Source organism: Albimonas pacifica (genome assembly GCF_900113695.1).
Taxonomy (GTDB): Bacteria; Pseudomonadota; Alphaproteobacteria; order Rhodobacterales; family Rhodobacteraceae; genus Albimonas; species Albimonas pacifica.
On sequence record NZ_FOQH01000007.1, the window covers coordinates 300,326 to 323,939 of the forward strand.

Genomic DNA, 23,614 nt, shown 5'->3' on the forward strand with positions numbered 1-23,614 from the left:
CCGTTCCCGGCCCAGTCCGTGGTCTCAGGCGTCGGTCGAGTCCGCCTGGTGCGCTCCATAGGCCCACAACGCCGCCTCGGTCCGGTTCCGGGCCCCGGTTTTTCGCAGGATCGATTTCACATGAACCTTCACCGTGGCGTCCGAGATCTCCAGCTTTCGCGCGATCATCTTGTTGGGCGCGCCATGGGCCAGCGCTTCGAGCACCTGGCGTTCGCGATCGGTCAGGCTGCACAGGCCATGCGTGTCGCCCACCAGGATCGGCTCGTGCGGTTGCGCGATCCGGCGATCGAGGGGCGCGTCCGTCTCCCCCCGCGTCGGCATCGGCAGCGGGGCGGGAAAGAACCGCTCCCCCAGCGCGAGGAGCTCCAGGCTCTTGATCATCGCCTCCGGGGCGGCGCTCTCGAGCAGAACGCCGTCGACGTCGAGCGCCTCCGGCCCCAGGATCGTGAGGTTGATCATACGCTCGACCAGCAAGGCGATGCGGACGCCGTCGTACCTTTCGCGCAGGTCGTCGACCTGGCGGCAGCTCGGCATCTCGCCGTGCTTGACGTCCATCAGGATCACTTCGGGGGAGGCGGTTCCGCCGCCGCCATCGAGCAGTTCGCGAATGCTGCGCCAACTGGCGGCGACCACGAACGGGCCTCGTCCAAGAACATGTTTCAGTCCCTCCGCAAGAAGGTGGTTCGGTTCGACGAGCCACACGGCGTGTTCGGATGTCTTGGTCATAGCTGGACCTGGCTTCATGGCTCTGATCCCGGCGGCGCCCTGGTGGGCTACGCAATACGCTTCGTCTGTCGGCCGCAGGCGCGGCCGTCGTCTCGGCGCCGCCAAGTCGGAGTGGACCTCCGCTCCTCCCACCGCGGTTCGGTCTCGCACGCATCTACGATTGTGAATTTTGTGTGTCACTCGCCTGATTGCATCCCTCGGAATATACGGAGCCGGTCGAAACCACTTCGCCGGACGGGCGCGGCCAGCCGGCAGCAAGTGGGTGACAAGGTCGAGAATTGGTGTTTGTATTTAAGCTCTAAGCCGTGCGCGACAGGCGGGCCGCCCAAGCCGGACAAGGGCGACCGCAACCGTGAACGTCACGGAAAACAGCGAGGAAAGATGCACGGCGACGAGGTCGACAAGGGGTCGTCGACGGCGCCCCCGACAGGCGAATCGGTTGGGCCGGGCTCGCCCGAAACGTTCCCGATCATTGCCGTCGGCGCCTCGGCGGGGGGGCTGAAGGTCTGCGGCGAGTTCCTCTCCGCCCTGCGGCCCGAAACCGAGGCCGCGGTGGTGGTGATCGCCCATCTCGACCCCAACCATCGCAGCCTGATGGCCCAGTTGCTCGCGCGGGCCTCCGGCCTGGTCGTCCACGAGGCGGCCGACGGCGACCGCCCGGCGGCCGGGACCGTGCACGTGATCCCGCCCGGCGTGTTCCTGCGGCTTCGCGAGGGGCGGTTGCGCATCGAACCTCCTGCGGAGGGCGAGGCGGTGCGCCGGCCCTTCGACGTGTTCCTGCGCTCGCTGGCCGACGACGCCGGCGCGCGAGCGGTCTGCGTGGTGCTGTCGGGCAACGGCGACGACGGGACCGAGGGGCTCGAGAGCGTCCATTCCGCCGGCGGCCTGACGCTGGTCCAGGATCCGGACGAGGCCGAGTTCCCCGGGATGCCCCAGGCCGCGCTGGACACCGGCCTGGCCGACGCCACCGGCCCCGTGCGCGAACTCGCGGCCATGTTGCTCGACCTCGACCGGCTGCGCGCGACCGCGGCGCAGGCCACGCGCCGCCGCCGGACCCGGTCCTCGGTCGCCCCGGCGACGGTGGACGGCGGGACGGACGTCGCCATCTACCGGGCGATCCTGGCGCTCGCCGGCGAGGTCGCCGCCCAGGACCTGACGCTCTACAAGAACGGCACCCTGCGCCGGCGGATCGCCCAGCGCATGGCGCTGGCCGGGATCTCGGCCCATGCGCCGGGCGCGTATCTCGACCTTCTGCGGCGCGACCCCAAGGAGCTCGACCGCCTCGCCGCGGACCTGCTGATCCACGTCACCGGCTTCTTCCGCGACCCCGAGGTCTTCGACCGCCTGGCGCAGAGCGCGCTGCCCAAGCTGTTCGAAGAACTGCCCGCCGGCCGCCCGCTGCGGATCTGGTCGGCCGGCTGCAGCACGGGCGAGGAAGCCTATTCCCTGGCGATCATCTGCGACGAGGTCGCCCGCGCCCGGGGAGAGCCCCTTTCGGTGCGGATCCTGGCCTCGGACATCGATCCCGCGGCGATCAGCGTGGCGCGCGCCGGCCTCTACGCCGGCGCCGCGACGCGCGGCGTCTCGGCCGAGCGGCTGAAACGCTACTTCGTGCAGGAGCCGGGCGGCTGGAGGGTGAACGCGGACCTGCGCGAGAAGGTGATCTTCTCGGTCCACGACATGCTGTCGGATCCGCCGTTCTCGCGCATCGACCTGCTGGCCTGCCGCAACGTGCTGATCTACCTGGGCGACGACGCCAAGCGGCGGGTGCTGGAAAGCTGCCTGTTCGCGCTGCGCCCGCGGGGCCTGCTGCTGCTGGGCCGCGCGGAGACCCCGGGCGAGCGGGAGGCGCGCTTCACCGCCGTCGACCGCGCCATCGCCCTGTGGCGCAAGTCCGGCGCGCCCGAACCCGGCGACCTGGCCATCGCCCCCGGGGGGCGCGCGGCGCCCGTGCCGGCTCTTGCGCGCGGCGACCGCGGCGACATCGGCGAACTGTGCCGGCGGCTCGCGCTCGAGGCCTACGCGCCGGCCGCGGCGCTGCTGAACCGGCGGCTGCAGTGCCTCTATCTGCTGGGGCACGCGGGCCGCTACCTGGAGATCGCGCCGGGCTATCCCAAGCATGATTTCATCGCCATGGCCCCGATGTCGATCCGCGCGCGGGTCAGGGCCGCGGCCGAAACCTGCGTCGCCGGCGGACCGCCGGTGCGCGTGCTGGGCGGGGTCGCGGCCGACGGCCGCCGCTTCGTGCTGGAGCTGCGCGCGACGCGGGTCGACGAGACGGAGTTCCTGCTCGCCGCCTTCCTCGATTCCCCGGTCGCCGACGATGCGCCGGCGGCCTCCGGCCCGGAGGAGCCGCGCATCGTGGTCGACGGCGTCCCCGAGGACGCCAAGGCCGAGACCGCGCGCCTGCGCCGCGATCTCTCCGAGGTGCAGACCGCGCTGGAGAACGAGCTCGAGGCCCACGCCGCCGACAACGCCGAGGCGCTCTCGGTGCGCGAGGAATACCAGTCCGCCAACGAGGAGCTGCTGGCCTCGAAGGAGGAGCTGCAGTCGCTCAACGAGGAGCTGACCGCGCTCAACAGCCAGCTCCAGGACGCGCTGGAGGAGCAGCGCACCACCGCCTCGGACCTGCAGAACGTGCTCTACAGCACCGAGGTGGCGACGCTGTTCCTGGACGCCGACCTGTGCATCCGCTTCTTCACCCCGCGCCTGCGGGCGATGTTCCGGGTGATCCCGACCGACCTGGGCCGGCCGCTGCAGGACCTGGCCGCGCTGATCGAGGACCCCGAGCTCGAGGCCGACTGCCGCAAGGTGATCGCCGGCGCAGGCTCGCTGACGCGGGAGGTGGAGGGGCTGCAGGGCAAGTGGTATCGCCGCCAGGCGCAGAGCTATCGCGCCGGCGACGGCGCCGCGGACGGCGTGGTGGTGACCTTCTTCGACATCACCGAGGACCGCCGCGCGACCGAGGCGCTGCAGGCCGCGCGCGCCGCGGCCGAGCGGGCGGACCGGGCCAAGTCCGGGTTCCTGGCCGCCGCCAGCCACGACCTGCGCCAGCCGCTGCAGTCGCTGACCCTGATCCACAACCTGCTGGGCCCCGGCGCGCAGCCCGCCGACCTGGGCCGCCTGCGGGAGCTTCTGGACGACACCATCGTCTCGATGTCGGCGATGCTGGACGCGCTGCTGGACACCGACCGGATCGAATCCGGCGCCCTGCGCCCGGAGATCAAGCCGGTTCCGCTGGGCCCGCTGATCGAGCGGGTGCTGGCCCCCTATCGCGCCTCCGCCGTCTCGCGCGGGTTGCGGCTGCGCGTGCCGCCGACGCATGCCTGGACGCGCAGCGATCCGCGGCTGCTGGAGACGGTGCTGCGCAACCTGGTGTCGAACGCGATCAAGTACACCGCCTCGGGCGGCGTGCTGGTCGGCCTGCGCCGACGCCCCGGCGGCCGGCTGAGCCTGCAGGTCTGCGACACCGGTTCCGGCTTCTCGGAGACCGACGCCGTCGAGATATTCGAGCCCTACCGGCGGCTCGACCAGCCCGACGCGCCCCCCGGCGTGGGGCTGGGCCTGTCGATCGTGCGCCGGGTCTGCGATCTGCTGGAGCATCCGGTCTCGGTCCGCTCGCGGCCCGGTCACGGCTCCTGCTTCGGGGTCGAGCTGCCGCTGGCGCCGGCCGACCCGCCCAAGGCGATCGCCCCCCCGGACGGGGAGGACGGCGACGATCCGGCCGGCGATCCGCCGGCCTCCGCCCCGGCCGCAGGCGGCGACGGGGGGCCGGCGTCGATCCTGGTGATCGAGGACGACCAGCCCCTGCGCGAGCTTCTGATCCGCACGCTGGAAGGCCAGGGCCACCGGTCCGTCGGCGCCGGAGACCGGCAGGAGGGGCTGCGTCGCTTCGCGGGGATTCCGGGCGGCCCGGACCTGCTGCTGATCGACTACGACCTGCACGGCGACGCCGCGGGCCTCGCGCTGGCGCGGGAGCTGTCGGCCGCCGCGGGGCGGACGATCCCCACCGTGGTGCTGACCGGCAACGTCACCCGCGCGGCGCAGCAGGCGATCGCGCGGGCCGGCTGCCTGCGCCTGTCCAAGCCGGCCTCCTCCGCCCAGCTCGCCCGGGCCATCGCCCGGCTGCGCAAGCGCCGCGACCCGGCCCCGGCCTCCTCCGCGCCCGCGGCCGGCGCGGCGATCCACCTCGTCGAGGACGACGACGGCGCGCGCGAACTGCTGCGCCGCGCGCTCGAGCGGGCGGACCGGCGGATCTTCGATCATGCCTCGGGCGAGGCGTTCCTGGCCTCGCCCGAGGCCGCGTCGGCCGACTGCCTGGTGCTCGACGCCCGGCTGCCCGGCATGGACGGGATCGCGCTGCTGGAGCGGCTGCGCAGCGCCGGACCGCCGCCGCCCACGATCATGGTCACCGCGCATGGCGACCTCGCCATGGCGGTGCGCGCCATGCGCGCCGGCGCGGTCGACTTCATCGAAAAGCCGGTCGAGGCGGAGGCGCTTTCGGCCCGCATCGACGCCGTGCTCGAGGCCGGCCGCCCGGCCTCCGGCGCCGACGCCGACGCCGCCGAGAGCGGCGCGACCGACGGCGACGCCGCGAGGGAGGCGGCGCTGGATCGCCTGTCCCGCCTGACCTCCCGGGAGCGGGAGGTGCTGGACAAGGTGCTCGAAGGATTGGCGAACAAGACGATCGCGAACGACCTGGGCATCAGCCAGCGCACCGTCGAATCGCATCGCGCCGCGATCATGCGCCGGATGGGCTGCGCCTCCTTGCCCGACCTCGTCCGCCTGGCGATCGCCGCCGGTCTGCAGTAGCGCCGCGGGGCGGGGGCCGTCTCGATCCGGCGCCCCGGGTCCGGCCGCGCCACGGCGGCGTCCCGCGGGTCGGCGCGCAGGGCTGACCCCGCGCCGCGCGGTCGGTCGCGGCGCGGGGTCCGACGGGCGCGGCGCGGCCCGTCGTCGAGGTCAGGCGGGCCTGACCTCGATCCGGCGTTCGGAGGCGATCGCCTGCGCCGACTTGGGCAGCGTCACCTTCAGCACGCCGTTCTCGAACACCGCCGAGACCTTGTCGGCGTCGATCCCCGCCGGCAGCGCCAGCGTGCGCTGCACGGCGCCGCGCCGACGCTCCTGCAGGTGGTAGTCGCCCTTGGTCTCCTCCCGCTCCGAGGCGGTCTCGGCCTTCACCGACAGGGCGCCGTCGTTCATCCGCAGCTCGACCTCCTCGCGCTTGAAGCCGGGAAGCTCGACGCTCAGCTCGAAGCCCCCGTCGCGCTCCACCAGGTCGGTCGCCGGCAGGGCCGACGCGGCGCGGGGCCAGCCCGAGGCCTCGACCGCGGCGAAGGGCGAGCGCAGCGACAGGTGCGGCCAGTCGAAATCGTCGAACAGGCGGTCGATCTCGCCGCGCAGGAAGGCGAAGGGGTCGCGCGCCGGTCCCGGCAGGGGCGCGCGGGTCGGCGCGGCCGCGCGCTGGGGCGCCTCGCGCTTCGGGGCGACGGCGGGTGTGGCGGTGTCGTTCATCTGGCGTCTCCTGGCAAAGAGGCGCCGCCGGGCGGCCGCGCTGCAGGTCGGCGACGCCCGGCGGCCTCCCGTCGCACGGGGGGCGCAGCACGGAGCTGTTTTCGCCGAGGGACGTTCGACAGCCCCCATTCGGCGACGGGATGCCCGAAGCCTGCATCGCCCCGCCCGCCCCATCATTGACGGGGATCATCGTCGCGGCCGCCCCGCCGGCTCACGCAGAGCGGTGGCCGGCAGCGGCCGGACTCTGCGCTGGGTTGACCGGGATCAATGCGGGATCGAGGCGTCAGGTGGAAAGTCGCTTTGCACCCTGCCGGATCCTCCGCCCCAGACCCCGACCGAGCCCCTGCGATGACCTCGCCCGACCGCGCCTCCCCCTCGCCGCTCGCCGCCCTGGCGCGGGCGAACCCGCGCCTCGACCGCCTGCTGCAGCCCCTGCCCGAGCCGATCCGCGCCGCGCTGGGGCGCACGGCGAGCGAGCGGAGCTTCCGCCGCGGCGAGGTGATCGTGACGGCCGGCGAGGCGGGGGGCGAAATCGGCTTCGTGCTCGACGGCGCGCTCGGCGTCATGCAGACGCTGGCCGGCGGGCGCGCCCACGTGCTGGGCATCCTGGCGCCGCCGGACCTCTACGGGCTGCCCTTCGACCGCGCCCCCCGGCACAGGGTCGAGGCCCTGTCCGACGGCCTGCGCCTGGCCTTCGACCGCGCCGGCCTCGAGCAGATCCTCGACCGCGAGCCCGCCCTGGAGCGGATGTTCCTGACCGCGGCGCTGGAGGATCTGCAGGCCGTGCGCGAGTGGCTGCTGCTGCTGAACGGGGGCCAGGCCACGCAGCGCGTCGCCGCCTTTCTGGTGATCCTGACCCGGCGGCGGCGGACGCTCGACGCACGCCGCAAGGAGGGTCCCGTGAAGGTGCGCCTGCCGGCGCCGCGCGTCGACATCGCGCGGCACCTGGGGATGCGCCCCGAGACCTTCAGCCGCGCGATCCACAAGCTCGCGGACGACGGGCTCGTGCGGATCATCAATCCCGAGACGTTCGAGATCCGCGAGCCCGCCGCGCTCGTCGAGGCGTCGGGCGCGGACCTGACGCTGGACGGGCCGGGGCCCTGAGCCGCCGCTCAGCGCTGGATGGCGGAGAGGTAGATCGCGATCGACAGGATCCGGCCCTGCGCCTCGATCATCGCGTCGTGGTCGTCGCCGATCCCGTTCAGGTCGTCGGCGAACAACGCCCCGAAGACCGGCATCTCGCCGCCATGGCCGGGCGAGCGGTCGCCGCCGTCGATGGTGCGGATCACCGCCAGCATCGGGAACAGGCCGCCGTTGCGTCGCGCAAGGTCGGTGAGGTCGGGCACGGGCAGCGTCAGGTAGAGGCTCAGCGGCCCTTCGCCCCGCGCGTCGGCGCCGTGGCAGCTGCCGCACCAGTAGGCGTAGAGGTTGCCGCCGACCTCCATCTCGAGCTCTCCCGCCCCCGCCGGCGCGGCGCAGAGCCCCGCCGCCAGGGCCAGGGCCGCCGCCTGCATCCGCCGTTCGCCCCTGCGCCGTTCCATCGTCCATCTCCCGCATTCCTCGCGACGAACAGCCTGCGCCGGCGCGCGCCCCCGTGCATTGACCGCCGTCACCGCGCCGCACGCGGCGCGCCGGCCGCCCCGCCCTGAGGCATGACCGTCCCGCCGGGCCCGGCGGATCGCCGGGCCCGGACCCGCGATGACGGCGGTCAATGATCTCCGCGCCCCGCGGAGCGATGCAGGAGGCGAGGGCGCCTGCGGACCCCGGGTCGGCGACGTCCCCGACCCAATGCGCCCAGAGGAGATTTCCGGATGACACGTCGACCTCGCACGCTTGGCGGTCTCGCATGTCTGGCCGCCGCGACGCTCGTCGCCGGCGCCCCGGTCGTCGCGCAGGACCAGGACCGCGCCCGGGATCGCGACCGGCTGCCGGTCTCCGATCAGGACCGCGATCAGGATCGGGACCGGGATCAGGACCGGGATCAGGACCGGGATCGGGACCTCGACCAGGATCGGGATCGGGACCGGGATCGCGACAGGGATCGGCTGGAGGACGGCGACCTCGACCGCGACCGGCTGCGCGACATGGACCGCGACCAGCTGCGCGCGCATATCCCCGGCTACGACCGCATGACCGAGCGCGAGCGCCAGCAGCTGACGGACCGTCTCGGCGACGCCTCCACCGCGCAGGAGCGCGAGCGGATCATGCAGGAGCACCGCGCCCGGATGCAGCAGCAGCACCGCGCCGCCCCCGCCGGCCGCCCCGCCGCCCCCGGCGGCCGGCCCGGGGCCGGCAGCGGAGGCGGAGGCGCCGGCGGGGGCGGCGGAGGTGGCGGCGGGGGCGGCGGCGGAGGGGCGGGGAGATGAGCCTCGACTCCCGCCAGCCAGGCCCTCGGTCGCTGCACCGGCACGCGCCCGGTCCGTCCGATCCGCAGGACCCGCACCCTCCGTCCGGAGCCGCGCCCAAGCCCCCGGCCCGGCCCCGCCGCTCCCGCCTTGTGGAGCGGCTCCGCGGCATGCGGAACGGCCGGGCGGAGGCGCCCGCGGCCCGGCCCGAGCCGACAGCCGTCGCCGCCGCGCGCCGCGGCCTCGCTCCGGACCGCGCGCGCCCCCTCGGCAGGCCGCCCGACGGGCCCCCGCCGGCCGGGATCCCGGCCGGCGGCGGAGAGGCCGGGCCGCATCGCTCCCGTTCGCGCCGGCGCGGCCGACCTGGCGCCGGCCTCGAGACGGCGGGCGAGCCGGAGGAGCCCCGATGAACCAGACCCCGCAGTCCGAGGCCGCCCCCGTCGGCCCCCGCTGGGACCTTCTGGTCCGCATCGTCCACTGGTCGATCGCCGCGGCGGTGGTGGTCGACGGGCTGATCCTGACCGACGGCGGCCTCGCCCACATCTGGATCGGCTACGCCGCCGGCGCGCTGCTGGCGCTGCGGCTCGTCTGGGGGCTGGTGGGATCGGAAAGCGCCCGCTTCGCCGCCTTCCCGCCCAGCCTGTCGGCGGCCCGGGAGCATGCCGCGGGCCTGTTCTCCGGCCGGCCGCGGCGCCCGCATCGCTCCCACAACCCGCTGGGCGCGCTGATGGTCTACGCGCTCTGGGCCACGCTGGCCGTGGTGATCGCCACCGGCGTCGCGATGACGGGCTCCCCCCTCGCCCCGCGCATGGTGGAGGCGGAGCCGGCCCGCTCGCTCCTCGGCCTCGACGACGACGACGCGGGGCAGGCGGAGCGCGACGCCCACGAAGACGAGGAGGAGGAGGACGACGGGGAGGAGGGCGCGCTCGAGGAGGTGCACGAGGCCGCCGCGAACCTGCTCCTGCTGCTCGCCCTCCTGCATGTGGGCGGCGTGGCGCTCGAGAGCCGGCTGTCGGGCCGCAACCTGGCGCGGGACATGATCACCGGCGGCGGAGACTGACCGCCGCGCCCCCGCGCCCCCCACCCCCGCGCCGCCGTGACGGCCGTCAATGCGCCCGGCCCGCCGCGGGCGGACGCTTTTCCCCCTGCAACCGTCGGAGGCGACGCCATGGCCTGGAAGAAGCTCCTGTTCCACGGGGACGCGCGCGAGAAGCTCTTGAAGGGCGCCCAGGCGCTGACCGACGCGATCCGGGTGACGCTGGGCCCCCGCTCCCGCTCGGTGCTGATCCAGAAAAGCTTCGGCCCCCCGATCGTGTGCGACGACGGGGTCACCATCGCCCGCGAGTTCCGCCTCAAGGAGCCGGAGGAGGACATGGGCGCCCAGGTCCTGCGCCAGGCCGCCGAGCGCACCGGGGACGCGGTGGGCGACGGCACCTCGACCGCCACGATCCTGGCCGGGGCGCTGTTCGCCGAGGGGCTGCGCAACGTCGCCGCCGGCGCCTCGGCCGTGGAGCTGCGCCGCGGCTTCGAGGACGGCCGCGCCGCCGCCGTCGCCGCGCTCAAGGCCCTGTCGCGCCCCGTCGCCTCGTCGACCGAGCGGCGGCAGGTCGCCACGATCTCGGCCCATGGCGACGAGGCGGTCGGCGCCATGGTCGCCGAGGCGATGGAGAAGGTCGGCGAGGCCGGCGCGATCACGGTCGAGGATTCGCGCTCGGCCGAGACGGTGCTGGAGGTGGTCGAGGGGATGCAGTTCGACCGCGGCTGGATCTCCCCCTATTTCGTGACCGAGCCCGAGGGGCTGCTGGCCCGGCTCGACCAGCCCGCGATCCTGCTGCACGAGAAGAAGATCTCCGGCCTGCGGCCGCTGACGCATCTGCTCGAGGCGGTGATCCAGGCCGACCGGCCGCTGCTGATCGTGGCCGAGGACCTCGACGAGGAGGCGCTGGCGACGCTGGTGGTCAACCGGCTGCGCGGATCGCTGAAGGTGGTGGCGGTGAAGGCGCCGGGCTTCGGGGATCGCCGGCGGGCGATGCTCGACGACATCGGCGTGCTGACCGGCTGCCGGGTGGTCTCGCCGGACCTCGGGCTCGACGTCGAGAAGCTGACGCTGGACCAGCTGGGCCGGGCCGCCTCGGTCCAGGTGGGGCGGGAGACGACGACCATCGTCGGCGGCGCCGGCGCGCGGGCGGAGATCGACGCCCGCCTCGCCCAGATCCGCCGCCAGATCGAGACGACCGACAGCGACTACGACCGCGAGAAGCTGCGCGAGCGGCTGGCCAAGCTCTCGGGCGGGGTGGCGGTGATCCGCGCCGGCGCCGCCACCGAGGCCGAGCTGAAGTTCCGCAAGGAGGCGCTGGACGACGCGATCTCGGCCACCCGCGCCGCGGCCGAGGAGGGGGTGGTCCCCGGCGGCGGCCTGGCGCTGGTGCGGGCGATGGACGCGGTCGAGAAACTCGCCGCGGGGCTGGAGGGGGACCGGCGCACCGGGGTCCTGTGCCTCGCCCGCGCCATGGCCGCCCCGGCCCGCCAGATCGCCGAGAACTCCTCGATCGACGGGGGCGTGGCGCTGGCCGAGATGCGCAAGGGCGCCGGCGCCTGGGGGCTCGACGCCGCCCGCGGCGTCTATGTCGACCTGCTGGAGGCGGGGATCATCGACGCGACCAAGGTGGTGCGCGTGGCGCTGGAGAACGCCGTCTCGGTCGCCGGCACGCTGCTGCTGACCGAGGCGACCATGGCCGAGGTCCCCGAGCCGGCCGAAAAACCCGCCCCGGGCGGGATGGACGCCTATGTCTGAGCGCGGCCGCCCCGCCGACGCGCCGCCGTCCGGGCCGCGCGCCTCGCCCACGCCCGCGCCCGATCCGGCCCGCCGCCCCGCGGCAGGCGGCACGGAACCCGGGGGGCGCGCGAGCGACGTCGGTTCCGGGGAGGGGGCCTGGCGGGCGCCGGACGGCGCGACCGACGCCGGCGTCGCCGCGCGGCTGCGGGACCTGGCCGAGCTGCTCGACCGCCAGGGGGAGGGCGGCTTCCGGGCCCGCGCCTTCCGCGCCGCCGCCGCGGAGGTGGAGGCGCGGCTGGCGCGCGGCGACCCGCCGCTGGCCGACCTGTTCCGCCGCGGCGGCCCCGAGGCGCTGGAGGATCTGCCCGCCATCGGCCGCGGCATCGCCGCGGCGGTGGCCGAGATGCTGACCACCGGCCGCTGGCGCCGCCTCGAACGCCTGCAGGGAGAGCTGACGCCCGAGGCCCTGTTCGCCACCCTGCCCGGCGTCGGCCCGCAACTGGCCCACCGGCTGGCCGACGCGCTGGAGGTCGACACGCTCGAGGAGCTGGAGACGGCCCTGCGCCTGGGCGAGACGCAGGTCGAAGGCGTCGGGCCGCGCCGCCGGGCGGCGATCCTGGCCGCGCTGGGCGCGCGCCTGGCGCCCCTGCGCCGCACCGCCGGCGCCCGCGCGGGGCATGGCCCGCCGGCGGGCCTCCCCCTGCGGGAGCCCTCGGCCGCGCTGCTGCTGGAGATCGACGCCGAGTATCGCCGGAGGGCGGCGGCGGGCGAGCTGCCCCGCATCGCGCCGCGGCGCTTCAATCCCACCGGCGAGGCCTGGCTGCCGATCCTGCACGCGCGGCGCGACGGCTGGGAGTTCACGGCGCTGCACTCCAACACCGCCCGCGCGCATGAGCTGGGACGGACGGGCGACTGGGTGGCGATCTATTTCCATGAGCCCGACGGCCCCGGCGGCGGCCCCGAGGGCCGTCGCACCGTGGTCACCGAACGGCGCGGCGACCTCGCGGGCCGGCGGGTGGTGCGCGGCCGCGAGGACGACTGCCGCCGCCTGCCTGCTCCGCCGACGCCGCAGGACGGCCCGGCGCGCGACGACGGCTGACGCCCCGCCTCCCGCCGCAGGACGCGCGGACCGGCGAGGGGACCCCTCGCGCCGCCGCCGCGCGCCCGGAACGGGCGCAGGCGGCGCGGATGTCGGGCGGAGGAGCAGGCTTCGGGGGGAGATGCAGGGGGGGGGAGATGCAGGGGGGGGGGAGATGCAGGGGGCGGGGTCCTCGCCTGTGGCGGCCGCCCCTGGGGGGCGGCCGCCGGGGTCGGATCCGTCGCGCTCGACCGATCCGCCCCTGCCCGCCTGTCCTCCCGTCCATCGGCGCGCCGCCTCCGGATCCGCGGGCCGGCGGCCGGCGAGCCCTCGCCACTGCGGCCGCGGTCTCCGTGCGCCCGTCGGAGGCGGGCGCGGCGGACCCGGGCGTCGGCGCCGGGTCGGGGAGGGGCCGCGCGCGCCGGCTCCCCAGAGACCGGGCGTCGCGGCCGGGCGGGATCAGGCGACGACGAGGTGGTCGACCACGCGGGCGACGCCGGGGGCGGCCCAGGCGGCGCGCTCGGCGCTGCGCCGCTCGCCCAGGAAGCGCACCTTGCCCTCCAGCGTGACCGTGCCGCCCTGCACCTCGACTCGGATCGAGGCGGCGTCGAGCTCTGCGTCGCGGTGGAAGGCCTTGCGGATCTGGTCGGCGACGTCGTCGGCCTTCACCGAGGGCCGCACCTTCACATGGTCGTTGATGCCGATCAGGCCGCCCAGCCGGCGGATCGCGGCCACCGCCGCCTCGGCCTGCCAGCGCTGCTCGACCTCGCCCTCCAGGGTGACCCGCCCATCCTTGACGGTGATGCGGATCCGCTCGTGGGGGACCGAGGTGGTCCAGCGCAGGGTGTTGGCGACGCGCTTGGCGATCTCGTCGTCGGCCTGCATGTGCACGCCCAGGGGACGGACCTCGATCTCGTCGGCGATGGCGCGCACGCCCTTCACGGTCTCGACCGTCTCCAGCGCGGTCACCTTCTCGGCGTAGGTGGGCACGTGGCCGGTCAGCGTCACGACGCCGTCGTCCACCGCCACGCCGATCCCGGCGGAGTCGAGGCTGGGTTCGAAGTCCAGCTCCTCGATGATGTCCTGCCGCAGCACCTTGTCGTCCATGGTCGTCTCCTCTCGCTATGAGGGGATGCGGAAGCGCGCTCCCCCTTGCCGCCGGCGCAGGCCGGAGCCCGGCCGGCGAAGCGCCGTCCGCCGCGCGGCGGCGCGCGCGGCGGACGGCAGGCTCACTTGCTCGTCGGCTTGCCTCCACCCGGGCGCGTCGGGGCCGGGGCCGGCTTCGTCGCGGGCGCCGGCGCGGGCTTGGCGGCCGGCTTGGCAGGTTTGGGCTTCGATTTGGGGTCCATGAGGGACGCCTCCGGTTCGCGCGACCCTGCAGGGGGGCCGCAAGGCCAGCGAACCACGAACCGCCGGCGTGCGCGTTGACGGGCGTCACCGCCGCGCGGATCGGGGCCGCGGGGCGCGCCGCGGGGCGATGACCCCCGTCAATGCGCCCGGACCGCGTCGGGCGCAGAGTCGGGCCTTCCCCCTTCCCCAGCTATGGAGAGCCAACATGAGACGGAGCACAGCGTCGAAACCCGCGCGCCCGGACGGCCCCCTTGCATCCGCCTTCGACCCCAGCGCGGCGTTCCGCTTCCAGTCGCTGCTCGTGCGCAATGGCTCCGACACGCAGGCGCACGGGTTCGATCGCATGGTGCGGATGGGCCAGGAGTATCTGGCCTTCGTCAGCCACCGGCTGGACCGCGACCGGACGCTGATGTCCGATCTGGCGGCGGCCGACGGGCCGGCGGACATCGCCGGCGTCTGGAACGCCTTCCTGCAGACCGCGCAGCAGGAATACGCCGAGGAGACCCAGCGCCTCATGAGCCAGTGGCTCGACGGCGCCCGGGACGCGGCGGCGGACGTGCAGCACCAGTTCGACGACGCCCAGACCGTCGCCGGATCGGCGACCGACGCGGCCGCCCGGCATTCGGCCGGCAAGGCCGCCGGGGCGGCCGCCCGCGCCGACGCGTCGGCGAACTGAACGGCGAGCGCCGGACCGGCGCCGACCGGACAGGACGGGGCGCGGAGATGACCGGCGCGCGGCCGCAGCCGGGAACGCCCCCCTCAACGACGGTCCCGAGGACCCCGGGCAGACGCCGCCCTGTCCCTCCCCCCAAGGGCGGGCGCGCGCAGCCGGGCAGGGCCGGGGAGAGACCGCAGGAAGCTCCCCACGCTTCCTGCGGCGCCTACGGCCCGGCGGACCGGATCCGCGCCAGGATCCGGCCCGCTCCCCCCCTTCGCCGCCGGGCCTCTCGCGCCGCCCTTCTCCCCTCGCGGTCGAGCGCAGGCGGACGGGTCCGGCCCGCGCGCGGCGCAGGCTCGGGCCCTTGCGCGGGGGCGCGTCCCGGGCGGCTCAGTCGACGATCGTGACGGCCGCGGCGTAGGGGCCCGCGTCGTGGTCGCGGATCCGGAAGCGCAGGCGGGCGCCCTCGGTCAGGCGCTCCCAGTCCTGCGGAGAGAGGTCCTCGCGCTCGAAATAGACCTCGCGGCCGTCGTCCGAGCGGATGAAGCCGTGGTCCAACTCCCGCGCCAGCACCATCACCTCGCCATGGTGCACGGACGGATGGTCCTTCACCTCGACCCGCCCCATCACCTGCCGGCGCTTCTTGAGCCGGGTCTCGGCCGCCCCGAAGGCCTGGTCGACGGCCAGGATCACGTCCTCCTGCAGGTCGCCGTGGGCGACCTCGCGTTCGAAGGTCAGGTCGGGGCCCGGCATGCGCAGGGTCAGGCGCACCTTCACCTCATTGCCATGGCGGCGACGATGCTGCGCCGCCTCGAGCGTCAGTTCGCAGCCGACGATGCGGTCGGAGATCCGCTCCAGCGCGGCGATGCGCCGGTCGATCAGCGCCTGCACGGCCGGAGAGGCGTCCAGGTTGCGCCAGGCGATCACGGGATGGGTCTGCATGGTCTCGGGTCCTCAGCGGTGGTGATCTGCGACGCCGTGCAGCAGTTCGCCCGACAGGTCGCGGCCCACGGCATGGGCGACGTCGCCGAGGCTGAGCATCCCCACCAGGCGCTTGCGCTCGTCGATCACCGGCAGGCGCCGGATGCCGCGCTGGGTCATCAGGTGGATGGCGTCCTCGACCGACTCGGTGGTGCGGCAGTAGACGACGCCGCGGGTCATGATCTCCTCGGCGCGGGTGCGGGCGGGGTCGCGGCCGGCGGCGACCACGCGCACGGCGATGTCGCGGTCGGTGATCATGCCCACCAGGCGGTCGTCCTTGCCGACGGGCACCGCGCCGATGTCGTCGGTCTTCATCATCCGCGCGATCTCGCTGACGGGGGTGTCCTCGCTCACCCAGTCCGCGTGCGCGTGCATCGCTTTCGAAACGTCCATGGCTGCCTCCCTGTGCCAGACCTTCGGCCGCCAGCCTGCGGCGCGCGGGCGCGGCGGGCATTGACGGGCGTCATCGGGCAGGGGCGGCCGACCCCGCGCAGCTTCGCGCACCCGGGCCGCCGAGCATGACGACGCAGGGCGCGGCCGGGTCGATCCGCGCAAGCGAGGCGCGCGCCGGGTCCGCCCCAGCGCCGCCATGCCGCCGGGCGTCGCCGGGCCGTGGGTCGCCAGGGGCATGCGCCCGCGCGGCGGCGACGCGGCGGCTCAGGGTCTCGGATCCATGCCGGGCGAACGACCGCATGGCCCGTCCTCGCCGGGGCGGGCGCGGCCGGCGTCGAGGGCGGTCGTCGTCGCCGCGGGCCGGCGGTGACGGCGGTCAATGCCCGCGCCCCGCATCTGGCCGAGGCTTCGTCGGGTTGGAACCGTCAGCGGGAGCCAAGCGATGTCCTTCACCGGAATCACCAGTCTCGATCACGCCCCCCAGGTGGCGGCGGAGTGGCTCAACGAGCTGTCGGACGACCTGTTCTGGTCGGACAAGGGCCGGGCCTACGTGCTGCTGCGCGCCACGCTTCACGCGCTGCGCGACTTCATGACGGCGGACGAGGCGGCCGACCTCGCCGCTCAACTGCCGGTGCTGATGCGCGGTATCTACTGCGAGGGGTGGCGCCCGTCCGCCACGCCGGTCAAGCGGCGGAGCAAGGCCGACCTGCTGGAGCGGGTCTCGGCCGCCTTCGCCGGCGATCCTCCCGACGACGTCGAGAACTGCATCGGCGCGGTCTTCGACCTGCTCCAGAGGCGCATCTCGAAGGGCGAGATCGAGCACGTCCGACATTCGCTGCGCCGCCCGATCCAAGAGATCTGGGCATAGGGCGGGCGCCATGTCGGTCCCGCATCCCGTTCCCGCGACCGGCTGCGCGGCGGCCTCCGCGGCCGCGGAGGCGCCGTCGGCCTTCCTCCTGCGCGGCGGCCCCTGGCCCGACCAGCCGCCTCCGACCTGCATCGAAACCCATGCATCCTGGGTGGTGCTGACCCTCGACCGGGCCTGGAAGCTGAAGAAGCCGGTGCGGCTGCGGCATGTCGACCTGCGCAGCCTGGCCGAGCGGGAGCGGCTTTGCCGCGAGGAACTGCGCCTGAACCGCGAGCTGGCGGGGCCGGACGTCTATCTCGGCCTGGCGCCGCTGGTGCGGCGCAAGGACGGCAGCCTGGCGCTGGGCGCGCCGGGACGCACGGTCGACTGGGTGATCGAGATGGCGCGCCTGCCGGCCGAGGCGATGCTGGACCGCCGCCTGGCGGACGGCCCGCCGCCGCCCTGCGAGGCGATCGAGGCGGTCTGCGACGTGATGCTCGACTTCTACGCCAGCCGCCCCCCGCCGCTCGACGCCGGCCCCGCGCGCCTCAACCGCCTGCTGCGAGAGGCCCAGGCGAACGCCGCCCGCCTGCCGGAGATGGAGGGCGTGCTGGGCGGCGCCCTGCGCGCGGACCTGACCGGTTTCGCGTTGGCCGGGCTCGACGACCGCCGCGCCGAGATCCTGCGGCGCGGGGCGGAGGGCCTGATCGTCGAGGGCCATGGCGACCTGCGCGCCGAGCATGTCTGCCTGCTCGACCCGCCGGTGATCTTCGACCGGGTGGAGTTCGATCACGGCCTGCGCTGGGTGGACCCCTACGACGAGTTCGAGGCGCTGGGCCTCGACTGCCAGGCGGCCGGCCACGGCTGGATCCGGGCGGTGCTGCTGGCCCGGCTGGCGCGGGCGGGGGCGCCTGCGCCCTCGCCCCGGCTGCTGGCGATCTACGGGGTGAACCGCTGCCTGACGCGGGCGCGCCTGGCGATCGACCACCTGCGCGACGCCCGGGTGCGCACGCCCGAGAAATGGCCCGCCCAGGCGCGCCGCGCCCTGACGCTCGCCGCGGCCCTGGTCGACCAGGCGCCGGACTGAGCCCGGCGAGGGGGGACGCCGGCCGCCGCGGCGCTAATCGACTTCGAGATGGCGCGAACGCGGCGGCGCGAACCGCGCCAGCAGCGCCGTCACCACCCGGTCCGAAACCTGCGTGAAGTCGTCGTAGTGCATGCCCACGGCGCGAAAATCCTCGGGGGCCGTCAGGCAGACCGCCTCGTCGACCTCGGGGGCCAGCGCCTCCAGCGCATCGGGGGCGGCGACGGGAACCGCGAGGATCACCCGCGCCGGCGCGGCGGCGCGCACCGCCTTCAGCGCGGCGTGCATCGTGGCGCCGGTGGCGACGCCGTCGTCGACCAGCACCACGCTGCGCCCGGCCAGCGGCAGCGCCGGGCGGCCGGCGCGATAGATCAGCCGGCGGCGCTCGATCTCGACGAGAGGGTCGTGGGCCAGCGCCTCGACGGCGGCCCGGTCGAGACCGGCCGAACGGGCGATGGCCTCGTTCACCACCAGTTGCGGGGCGGGCCCGTCGCAGACGGCCCCGACGGCGAGCTCCGCATGGCCGGGCAGGCCGATCTTGCGCACCAGCACGACGTCGAGCGGGGCGCCCAGCCCCTCGGCGATCACCGCCGCCACCGGCACGCCGCCGCGGGGCAGCGCCAGCACGACCGTACGCTCCGGGTCGAGGCGCGGCAGCCGGGCCAGCAGCCGGGCGCCGGCCTGGGCCCGGTCCGCGAAGATCATCGCGCCGTCGCCCGGCGGCCGGCTCCCGCGTCGCGCGCGGCGAGCCCGGCCGCGCACGGCTGCGCGCACGCGTCCGCCGGCGCCCGCCCCGCGCCGCCGCGCAGGCGCGCGATCACGCTGCGCGGCGCCTGGAAATAACGTCCGATCTCCGCGTCCTCGAGCCCCAGGTCCGCGAGCGCGGCGACGGCGCATTCCGGGCAGGGCCCCAGCCGCCCCACGGCCGGGCGGATGCGGGGATCTTCTGGGCGGCGAGTCATGGCGGCTCCTCCCTTGTCGACGACGCCGCGTCTCATGACGCCCTGCGCCGCCTGCCTCCGCCGGCCCGCGAGACCGGCCCGACGATCATCGCGCCTGCGCCGAGGCCGGTCATTGCGCTGCGTCAACCATGGCTCGCCCCCTGCGGGAGCGCCGACCTTCGCCGCGCCCGCGAATGGGCCGGCGAACCGCCGCGGGCCTGGTGGCCGCGCCAGCTTCCGCGGGGGATGGACCCCCGTCGGCAGGACGGCGATCTCGGTCCCGCCCGTTCGGCGCGGAAGGCGATCGCGGCCCCGCGCCCGTCCTTCATCCGCGACGATCGATCCGGCGGGGTCCGCGTCCGGAACGGACCGCCGCGAACAGGCCCCCCGCCCGCCCGGATCCGGTCTGCGGACGACGGCGCCGATGCGCGCGCGGATCGGCGAGGACGGCCGGGCCGGAGGCGCGGGCGGGACGGGTCAGGGCCGCTCCTGCCCCGCCGGGCGCTCAGGCGCGCTCCCCGGACGGGAGGGATCGCGCGTCGCCAGCCGGTACTCGGACGGGCTCATGCGCATGTGCTTGTGGAACACCCGGGCGAGCACCTGGTTGGACGAGTATCCGACCTCCAGCGCGATCTCGGTGATCGGGAGGTCGGTCCGCTCCAGCAGCCGGCAGGCCTTCTCCATCCGCAGACGGGTCAGGTAGACCCGGGGCGGCACGCCCAGGCTCCGCTTGAACATGCGGGCGAAATGGAAGGGCGAGAGACGCGCCTCGGCGGCCAGCTCGTCGAGGCTGATGTCCTCGGCGATCCGGGCGTGCATCAGCTCGATGCACCGCTGCTCGGCCCAGCGCGCGAGGCCGCCCCGCACCGGCGCGAAGGGCGCGCCGCCCAGGCGGCAGAGCTCGGCCAGGATCTCGCAGCCCGCCGCCCGCGCCAGCAGGCGCGAGGGCGCGCCCTCGTCCTCGCTCAGCACCCACAGGTTGCGGAACGCCGAGCGGATGACGGGCGAGTCGAACATCCGCCCGTAGACGCAGGAGCTGTCGAAGGAGAACCGGCCGTCGGCGGCTTCGTCGAGTACGCTTTCCCACTGCGCCATCGGGAACACCAGGCTGCGGAGCCGGTGGCTCTCGTCCATCACGGCGGTGGTGGCGAAGTTGGGCGCCGCGAGGCAGAAGTCGCCCTTGGTCCCGGTGAGGTCGAAATGCCCGCCCCCGAGGTCGCCGCGCACGCGGCTTCCGCCCAGCAGGTCCTGGTAGAGCACGATGTCGGGAAGCCCCGGGCGGGACATGTCCCCCGCCGGCCGCGACACCTCCATGAGGTCGAGCACGCCGCCCGGGGATTTCCGCGCCCGCAGGTAGGAGGCCTGCCGGCCCGCGCAGTACCAGTCGGAGGATGAAGAGTAGGCGGGCGGTGTCATGGTCCACGCTCCCGTCGAATGGCGAGGGGAGCCTGTCGGACGGATCCTCGCCGGCTGCATCGGCGCCGCCGCGGCGCGCTTTCAGCGCTGCTGCGTCTGCGCGCGGAACGCAAGCCCCCCGGGGGGCGCGCGCCGTGAATCGCCCGGGACGGAGGGATCCAACCGCAAGATCGGCGCCCTCGCCGCAAGTCCGGTCACGAGCGGATCGCGGCTTGGCGCGCCCCGGGGCGCCCCGTCTCCGGGCCGGTCGCGGGTTCGCGCCCGCGAGGATGGGGCTTTCCCCGAGGGCGGGCGCAGGGCCCGGTTTCGACGCCGTCGGGCGTCGCGCGCGATGCTCAGGCGGCGGGCGGCTGGACGCCGGCGCCGGGCGGCCCGGCGGTCCGGGCGGCGAAGACGCCGGGCGGCGCGCCGACGTGGCGGGCGAAGGCCATGCTGAAGGCGCTGGTCGAGCCGTAGCCGACCCGCTGCGCCACCTCGGCGATGGGGGCCGCGCGGCGGGCCAGCATCTCCTTGGCCAGCGAGATCCGCCAGCGGGCGACGTATTCCATCGGCGCGGCGCCGACCTCGCGGCGGAAGCGCTCGTGGAAGGTGGTGCGCGACAGGGCGGCGGCGGCGGCGAGCTCGGCCACCGTGTGGGGATGCGCGGGATGCGCATGGATCCGCCGCAGGGCGGCGCCCAGCCGAGGGTCCGCCAGCCCGCGCATGAGCCCCGGCGTCGCCCCGGTTCCGCCGGCCGAGCGCAGCGCGTCGATCAGCAGCACCTCGAGCAGGCGGGCGAGCACCATCCCCCGGGCGGCGCGGTCGCTGCGGGTCTCGTCGTCGATCAGACGCACGAGCGCGGTCAGCCGCTCCGCGCCGCGGGCATGGACCACCTCGGGCAGCAGGGAGACCAGAAGCGCCCGGTCGGGCGAGGCGAAGTCGCAGTGCCCGACCAGCATGACCACGTCCGCCGGCGCCCCGGCGTCGCCCAGTCGGACGACCCCGGGGGCGAGCTCCAGCGGCCTCCGCGGCGCGCCCGGGCCCGGCGGCTCGAGGCTGGTGCAGGCGAAGGCGAAGGCCTCCGGCACGAGCACGAAATCCCCCGCCTCCAGCCGGATCGGGGCGCGGCCCGCCACGGTCAGCCGGCAGGCGCCCTCGACCATGGCGCAATAGAACGGGCGGCCCAGCTCGCGCCGCTCCACGATCCAGCGGCCGGCGGCCGTCACCCGCTTGGAGATCGAGGGGGCGGGCGTCAGCAGGCGCACGACATCTGCGAGGGGATCGCTCATGATCCGGACGTACGCTGAAAACATCCGGACTTCCAGCGATGGATCGTCCGGGCCGCGCCGCCCATCTCCGGGTCTCCGCATCAACAGGAGAACGACACGATGCCCAAGGCGCTTGTCACCGGCTGCTCGACCGGCTTCGGCCTCGCCATCGCGCAGCGCTTTCTGGACGAGGGGTGGGAGGTGGTCGCCACCATGCGCAGCCCGCGCGAGGATCTGCTGCCCGCGGGCGAGCGGCTGACCGTCCTGCCGCTGGACGTCACCGACCCGCGCAGCATCGCCGCCGCGGTGGAGGCGGCCGGCCCCCTCGATGCGCTGGTCAACAACGCCGGCGTCGGCCTGCTGAACGTGCTGGAAGGCGCGACGATGGAGACCATGCGCGAGGTGTTCGAGACCAACACCCTCGGCCCCATCGCCATGACCAAGGCCGTGATGCCGCAGTTCCGCGCGCGCGGCGGCGGCGTGATCGTCAACGTGGGTTCCAGCGTCACGGTCAGGCCGCTGCCGGCCCTGTCGGCCTACAGCGCCAGCAAGGCCGCGCTCGACGCCTTCACCGAGAGCTTCGCGCTGGAGGCGGCGCTGTTCGGCGTGCGGGTGCGGCTGGTGCTGCCCGGCTCCGCCCCGACCACGTCCTTCGGCAGGAACGCCGTCGCCCGGATGGGGATGGATATCCCCGAGCCCTACGACGCCTTCGTGAAGAGCTATCTCGGCGGGCTGCGCGCCGCGACCGAGCTGACGACGCCCGAGGACGTGGCCGCGGCGGTCTGGCGGGCGGTCGACGACCCCGACGCGCCGATGAAGACCCCCGCCGGCGCGGATGCGAGGACCTGGTTCCGCGAAGCCGGCCTGCCCGTCGCGTGATCCGTCTCCGCCGCTCCCGCCGGGGGCGGCGGGAGCCCGGGGACCGTCGGCGGCGCGCGCCCCCCAGCGGACGGGGCCGCCCCCGTCCGCTGTGGGACTGAGCCGCAAGAACGGTTCAGGCCGCGCAACCGCCGCGCCGCGGACGGACGAGGCCGTCGCTAGGTTCCATGCACCGCGATCGGACCTCCGGCGCACGACCGATGCGCCGGACGGACGATGCCGATGCACAGGCCCGGGGCCCGAGCGCCCCGGGCGGACGACGGTCCGCACCCACGCGGGGCCGGTTCGTCTGGACCCGGAGACATACGATGAAAGCCATCAGCCTTCCCCGCTTCGGAGGCCCCGACGCCTTCGCGCCGATCGAGATCGACACGCCCGTGGCCGGCGCCGGCGAGGTGCTGGTCCGGGTCCATGCGACCTCGATCAACCCGCTCGACTACCAGGTGCGCCGCGGCGACTACGCCGATCTGGTGCCGCTGCCCGCGATCACCGGGCACGACGTCTCGGGCGTGGTCGAGGCCGTCGGCTCGGGCGTGAGCGCGTTCAAGCCCGGCGATGCGGTGTGGTACACGCCGCAGATCTTCGGCGGGCCCGGCAGCTACGCCGAATACCACGTCGCGAGCGAGGCCATCGTCGGCCGCAAGCCGGAGGGGCTGACGCATCTGGAGGCGGCCAGCCTCACGCTCGTCGGCGGCACGGTCTGGGAGGCGCTGTTCACCCGGGCCGGGCTGCGGCTGGGCGAATCCATCCTCGTCCACGGCGCCGCCGGCGGCGTGGGGCACATCGCCGTCCAGGCGGCCAAGGCGACGGGCGCCTATGTCTTCGCCACGGCCTCGGCCGACGACGCCGACTTCGTGCGCGGCCTCGGGGCCGACGTGGTGATCGACTATCGCACCGAGGATTACGTCGAGGTGGTGAACCGCGAGACCGGCGGGGCCGGCGTGAACGTCGTGCTCGACACCATCGGCGGCGACACGCTCGAGCGCAGCGCGCATGTGCTCGCCCAGCTCGGCCGGATCGTCTCCATCGTCGACATCGCCACGCCGCAGAACCTGATCGAGGCCTGGGGCCGCAACGCCAGCTATCATTTCGTCTTCACCCGCCAGAACCGCGGCAAGCTGGACGAGCTCGCGGCGCTGATCGCCCGCGGCCAGCTCCAGCCGCATATCGGGAAGGTCTTCCCGCTCGACGGCATCGCCGACGCCCACGCCCTGCTGGAACGCCCGCGCAACGGCCTGCGCGGCAAGGTGGGGATCTCCCTCGTCGACGAGGCCGCGTCCGGCCGGACCTGACCGGCCGGCGGTCTTCGCCCTGCGGGCCGCCCGCAGGGCGAAGACCGGCGCGCGGGGTCGCCCACGACCTCGGGCGGGATCCTCCCG

The 23,614-nt window shown here is 75.1% G+C and carries 21 protein-coding genes; 11 read left to right on the top strand and 10 right to left on the bottom strand.

Features of this window, described 5'->3' with window-relative positions; genetic code table 11:
• Window positions 1-24 precede the first annotated feature (24 nt).
• The gene (locus tag BM064_RS28120) at window positions 25-726 is read right to left on the bottom strand and encodes a LuxR C-terminal-related transcriptional regulator (RefSeq protein ID WP_245779191.1); all 702 of its coding nucleotides are present in this window, start codon (window positions 724-726) and stop codon (window positions 25-27) included.
• Window positions 727-1,107: 381 nt separating this feature from the next.
• On the opposite strand from BM064_RS28120, the gene BM064_RS16715 reads away from it, so the two are divergent.
• Window positions 1,108-5,538 (top strand): chemotaxis protein CheB, encoded by a 4,431-nt coding sequence (locus BM064_RS16715; RefSeq protein WP_177236303.1) that lies wholly within the window; start codon window positions 1,108-1,110, stop codon window positions 5,536-5,538.
• Between the two features lie 150 nt (window positions 5,539-5,688).
• Here BM064_RS16715 and BM064_RS16720 read toward each other — a convergent pair whose 3' ends face one another.
• Complete coding sequence (locus BM064_RS16720; RefSeq protein WP_177236304.1) at window positions 5,689-6,240, bottom strand: Hsp20/alpha crystallin family protein; 552 nt, start codon at window positions 6,238-6,240, stop codon at window positions 5,689-5,691.
• A 348-nt stretch (window positions 6,241-6,588) separates the two neighbouring features.
• Here BM064_RS16720 and BM064_RS16725 point away from each other — a divergent pair, with 348 nt between their 5' ends.
• A complete protein-coding gene (locus tag BM064_RS16725) occupies window positions 6,589-7,344 on the top strand; it encodes a Crp/Fnr family transcriptional regulator (RefSeq protein ID WP_177236305.1) in 756 nt (251 codons plus the stop codon).
• An 8-nt stretch (window positions 7,345-7,352) separates the two neighbouring features.
• Here BM064_RS16725 and BM064_RS16730 read toward each other — a convergent pair whose 3' ends face one another.
• Window positions 7,353-7,781: a c-type cytochrome gene (locus tag BM064_RS16730; protein ID WP_092861357.1), complete on the bottom strand. Its 429-nt coding sequence runs from the start codon at window positions 7,779-7,781 to the stop codon at window positions 7,353-7,355.
• Window positions 7,782-8,051: 270 nt separating this feature from the next.
• Here BM064_RS16730 and BM064_RS27540 point away from each other — a divergent pair, with 270 nt between their 5' ends.
• The 4 genes from BM064_RS27540 (at window position 8,052) to BM064_RS16750 (ending at window position 12,460) form a co-directional block, all read left to right on the top strand.
• On the top strand, window positions 8,052-8,606 hold the full coding sequence (locus BM064_RS27540) for a hypothetical protein (RefSeq protein ID WP_177236306.1): 555 nt from the start codon (window positions 8,052-8,054) through the stop codon (window positions 8,604-8,606).
• Between the two features lie 385 nt (window positions 8,607-8,991).
• On the top strand, window positions 8,992-9,645 hold the full coding sequence (locus tag BM064_RS16740; protein WP_092861359.1) for a cytochrome b/b6 domain-containing protein: 654 nt from the start codon (window positions 8,992-8,994) through the stop codon (window positions 9,643-9,645).
• 108 nt (window positions 9,646-9,753) lie between these two features.
• Window positions 9,754-11,379, top strand: coding sequence for a chaperonin GroEL (gene groL, locus BM064_RS16745; RefSeq protein ID WP_092861361.1), 1,626 nt, complete (start codon window positions 9,754-9,756; stop codon window positions 11,377-11,379).
• Complete coding sequence (locus BM064_RS16750; RefSeq protein ID WP_092861363.1) at window positions 11,372-12,460, top strand: hypothetical protein; 1,089 nt, start codon at window positions 11,372-11,374, stop codon at window positions 12,458-12,460. The genes groL and BM064_RS16750 overlap by 8 nt, the downstream gene beginning before the upstream one ends.
• A gap of 438 nt (window positions 12,461-12,898) precedes the next feature.
• On the opposite strand, the gene BM064_RS16755 is transcribed toward BM064_RS16750, so the two are convergent.
• A complete protein-coding gene (locus tag BM064_RS16755; RefSeq protein ID WP_092861365.1) occupies window positions 12,899-13,546 on the bottom strand; it encodes a BON domain-containing protein in 648 nt (215 codons plus the stop codon).
• Between the two features lie 448 nt (window positions 13,547-13,994).
• On the opposite strand from BM064_RS16755, the gene BM064_RS16760 reads away from it, so the two are divergent.
• A complete protein-coding gene (locus BM064_RS16760; protein ID WP_092861367.1) occupies window positions 13,995-14,465 on the top strand; it encodes a phasin family protein in 471 nt (156 codons plus the stop codon).
• Between the two features lie 372 nt (window positions 14,466-14,837).
• Here the strand turns inward: BM064_RS16760 and BM064_RS16765 are convergent, their stop codons facing one another.
• On the bottom strand, window positions 14,838-15,389 hold the full coding sequence (locus tag BM064_RS16765) for an HPF/RaiA family ribosome-associated protein (RefSeq protein ID WP_092861369.1): 552 nt from the start codon (window positions 15,387-15,389) through the stop codon (window positions 14,838-14,840).
• Between the two features lie 12 nt (window positions 15,390-15,401).
• Entirely contained in the window at window positions 15,402-15,821 is a 420-nt protein-coding gene (locus BM064_RS16770) for a CBS domain-containing protein (RefSeq protein ID WP_092861371.1), read from the bottom strand.
• Window positions 15,822-16,263: 442 nt separating this feature from the next.
• On the opposite strand from BM064_RS16770, the gene BM064_RS16775 reads away from it, so the two are divergent.
• Both BM064_RS16775 and BM064_RS16780 read left to right on the top strand, forming a co-directional pair.
• Entirely contained in the window at window positions 16,264-16,689 is a 426-nt protein-coding gene (locus BM064_RS16775; protein WP_092861373.1) for a DUF2267 domain-containing protein, read from the top strand.
• Between the two features lie 10 nt (window positions 16,690-16,699).
• The gene (locus tag BM064_RS16780) at window positions 16,700-17,755 is read left to right on the top strand and encodes a hypothetical protein (protein WP_092861375.1); all 1,056 of its coding nucleotides are present in this window, start codon (window positions 16,700-16,702) and stop codon (window positions 17,753-17,755) included.
• A gap of 33 nt (window positions 17,756-17,788) precedes the next feature.
• Here BM064_RS16780 and BM064_RS16785 read toward each other — a convergent pair whose 3' ends face one another.
• The 4 genes from BM064_RS16785 to BM064_RS16800 all read right to left on the bottom strand — a co-directional run bounded on the left by BM064_RS16785 (window position 17,789) and on the right by BM064_RS16800 (window position 21,377).
• Window positions 17,789-18,457 carry a phosphoribosyltransferase gene (locus BM064_RS16785; protein ID WP_092861377.1) on the bottom strand — a complete coding sequence of 223 codons (669 nt, stop codon included), beginning with the start codon at window positions 18,455-18,457 and terminating at the stop codon, window positions 17,789-17,791.
• Window positions 18,454-18,840: a hypothetical protein gene (locus BM064_RS16790; RefSeq protein ID WP_143103359.1), complete on the bottom strand. Its 387-nt coding sequence runs from the start codon at window positions 18,838-18,840 to the stop codon at window positions 18,454-18,456. Before BM064_RS16790 ends, BM064_RS16785 begins: the two co-directional genes overlap by 4 nt.
• Before the next feature lie 330 nt (window positions 18,841-19,170).
• Complete coding sequence (locus BM064_RS16795) at window positions 19,171-20,109, bottom strand: helix-turn-helix domain-containing protein (RefSeq protein ID WP_092861381.1); 939 nt, start codon at window positions 20,107-20,109, stop codon at window positions 19,171-19,173.
• 335 nt (window positions 20,110-20,444) lie between these two features.
• Window positions 20,445-21,377 (bottom strand): AraC family transcriptional regulator, encoded by a 933-nt coding sequence (locus BM064_RS16800; RefSeq protein WP_092861383.1) that lies wholly within the window; start codon window positions 21,375-21,377, stop codon window positions 20,445-20,447.
• A gap of 99 nt (window positions 21,378-21,476) precedes the next feature.
• Here BM064_RS16800 and BM064_RS16805 point away from each other — a divergent pair, with 99 nt between their 5' ends.
• Together BM064_RS16805 and BM064_RS16810 are read left to right on the top strand one after the other, a co-directional pair.
• Window positions 21,477-22,235: an SDR family oxidoreductase gene (locus BM064_RS16805; protein WP_092861385.1), complete on the top strand. Its 759-nt coding sequence runs from the start codon at window positions 21,477-21,479 to the stop codon at window positions 22,233-22,235.
• A 308-nt stretch (window positions 22,236-22,543) separates the two neighbouring features.
• A complete protein-coding gene (locus BM064_RS16810) occupies window positions 22,544-23,527 on the top strand; it encodes a zinc-dependent alcohol dehydrogenase family protein (RefSeq protein WP_092861387.1) in 984 nt (327 codons plus the stop codon).
• Window positions 23,528-23,614 lie beyond the last annotated feature (87 nt).

Coding starts and splice junctions, on each gene's coding strand:
- BM064_RS28120 (WP_245779191.1), bottom strand. CDS start 726: ATGACCAAGACATCCGAACACGCCGTGTGGCTCGTCGAACCGAACCAC.
- BM064_RS16715 (WP_177236303.1), top strand. CDS start 1,108: ATGCACGGCGACGAGGTCGACAAGGGGTCGTCGACGGCGCCCCCGACA.
- BM064_RS16720 (WP_177236304.1), bottom strand. CDS start 6,240: ATGAACGACACCGCCACACCCGCCGTCGCCCCGAAGCGCGAGGCGCCC.
- BM064_RS16725 (WP_177236305.1), top strand. CDS start 6,589: ATGACCTCGCCCGACCGCGCCTCCCCCTCGCCGCTCGCCGCCCTGGCG.
- BM064_RS16730 (WP_092861357.1), bottom strand. CDS start 7,781: ATGGAACGGCGCAGGGGCGAACGGCGGATGCAGGCGGCGGCCCTGGCC.
- BM064_RS27540 (WP_177236306.1), top strand. CDS start 8,052: ATGACACGTCGACCTCGCACGCTTGGCGGTCTCGCATGTCTGGCCGCC.
- BM064_RS16740 (WP_092861359.1), top strand. CDS start 8,992: ATGAACCAGACCCCGCAGTCCGAGGCCGCCCCCGTCGGCCCCCGCTGG.
- groL (WP_092861361.1), top strand. CDS start 9,754: ATGGCCTGGAAGAAGCTCCTGTTCCACGGGGACGCGCGCGAGAAGCTC.
- BM064_RS16750 (WP_092861363.1), top strand. CDS start 11,372: ATGTCTGAGCGCGGCCGCCCCGCCGACGCGCCGCCGTCCGGGCCGCGC.
- BM064_RS16755 (WP_092861365.1), bottom strand. CDS start 13,546: ATGGACGACAAGGTGCTGCGGCAGGACATCATCGAGGAGCTGGACTTC.
- BM064_RS16760 (WP_092861367.1), top strand. CDS start 13,995: ATGAGACGGAGCACAGCGTCGAAACCCGCGCGCCCGGACGGCCCCCTT.
- BM064_RS16765 (WP_092861369.1), bottom strand. CDS start 15,389: ATGCAGACCCATCCCGTGATCGCCTGGCGCAACCTGGACGCCTCTCCG.
- BM064_RS16770 (WP_092861371.1), bottom strand. CDS start 15,821: ATGGACGTTTCGAAAGCGATGCACGCGCACGCGGACTGGGTGAGCGAG.
- BM064_RS16775 (WP_092861373.1), top strand. CDS start 16,264: ATGTCCTTCACCGGAATCACCAGTCTCGATCACGCCCCCCAGGTGGCG.
- BM064_RS16780 (WP_092861375.1), top strand. CDS start 16,700: ATGTCGGTCCCGCATCCCGTTCCCGCGACCGGCTGCGCGGCGGCCTCC.
- BM064_RS16785 (WP_092861377.1), bottom strand. CDS start 18,457: ATGATCTTCGCGGACCGGGCCCAGGCCGGCGCCCGGCTGCTGGCCCGG.
- BM064_RS16795 (WP_092861381.1), bottom strand. CDS start 20,109: ATGACACCGCCCGCCTACTCTTCATCCTCCGACTGGTACTGCGCGGGC.
- BM064_RS16800 (WP_092861383.1), bottom strand. CDS start 21,377: ATGAGCGATCCCCTCGCAGATGTCGTGCGCCTGCTGACGCCCGCCCCC.
- BM064_RS16805 (WP_092861385.1), top strand. CDS start 21,477: ATGCCCAAGGCGCTTGTCACCGGCTGCTCGACCGGCTTCGGCCTCGCC.
- BM064_RS16810 (WP_092861387.1), top strand. CDS start 22,544: ATGAAAGCCATCAGCCTTCCCCGCTTCGGAGGCCCCGACGCCTTCGCG.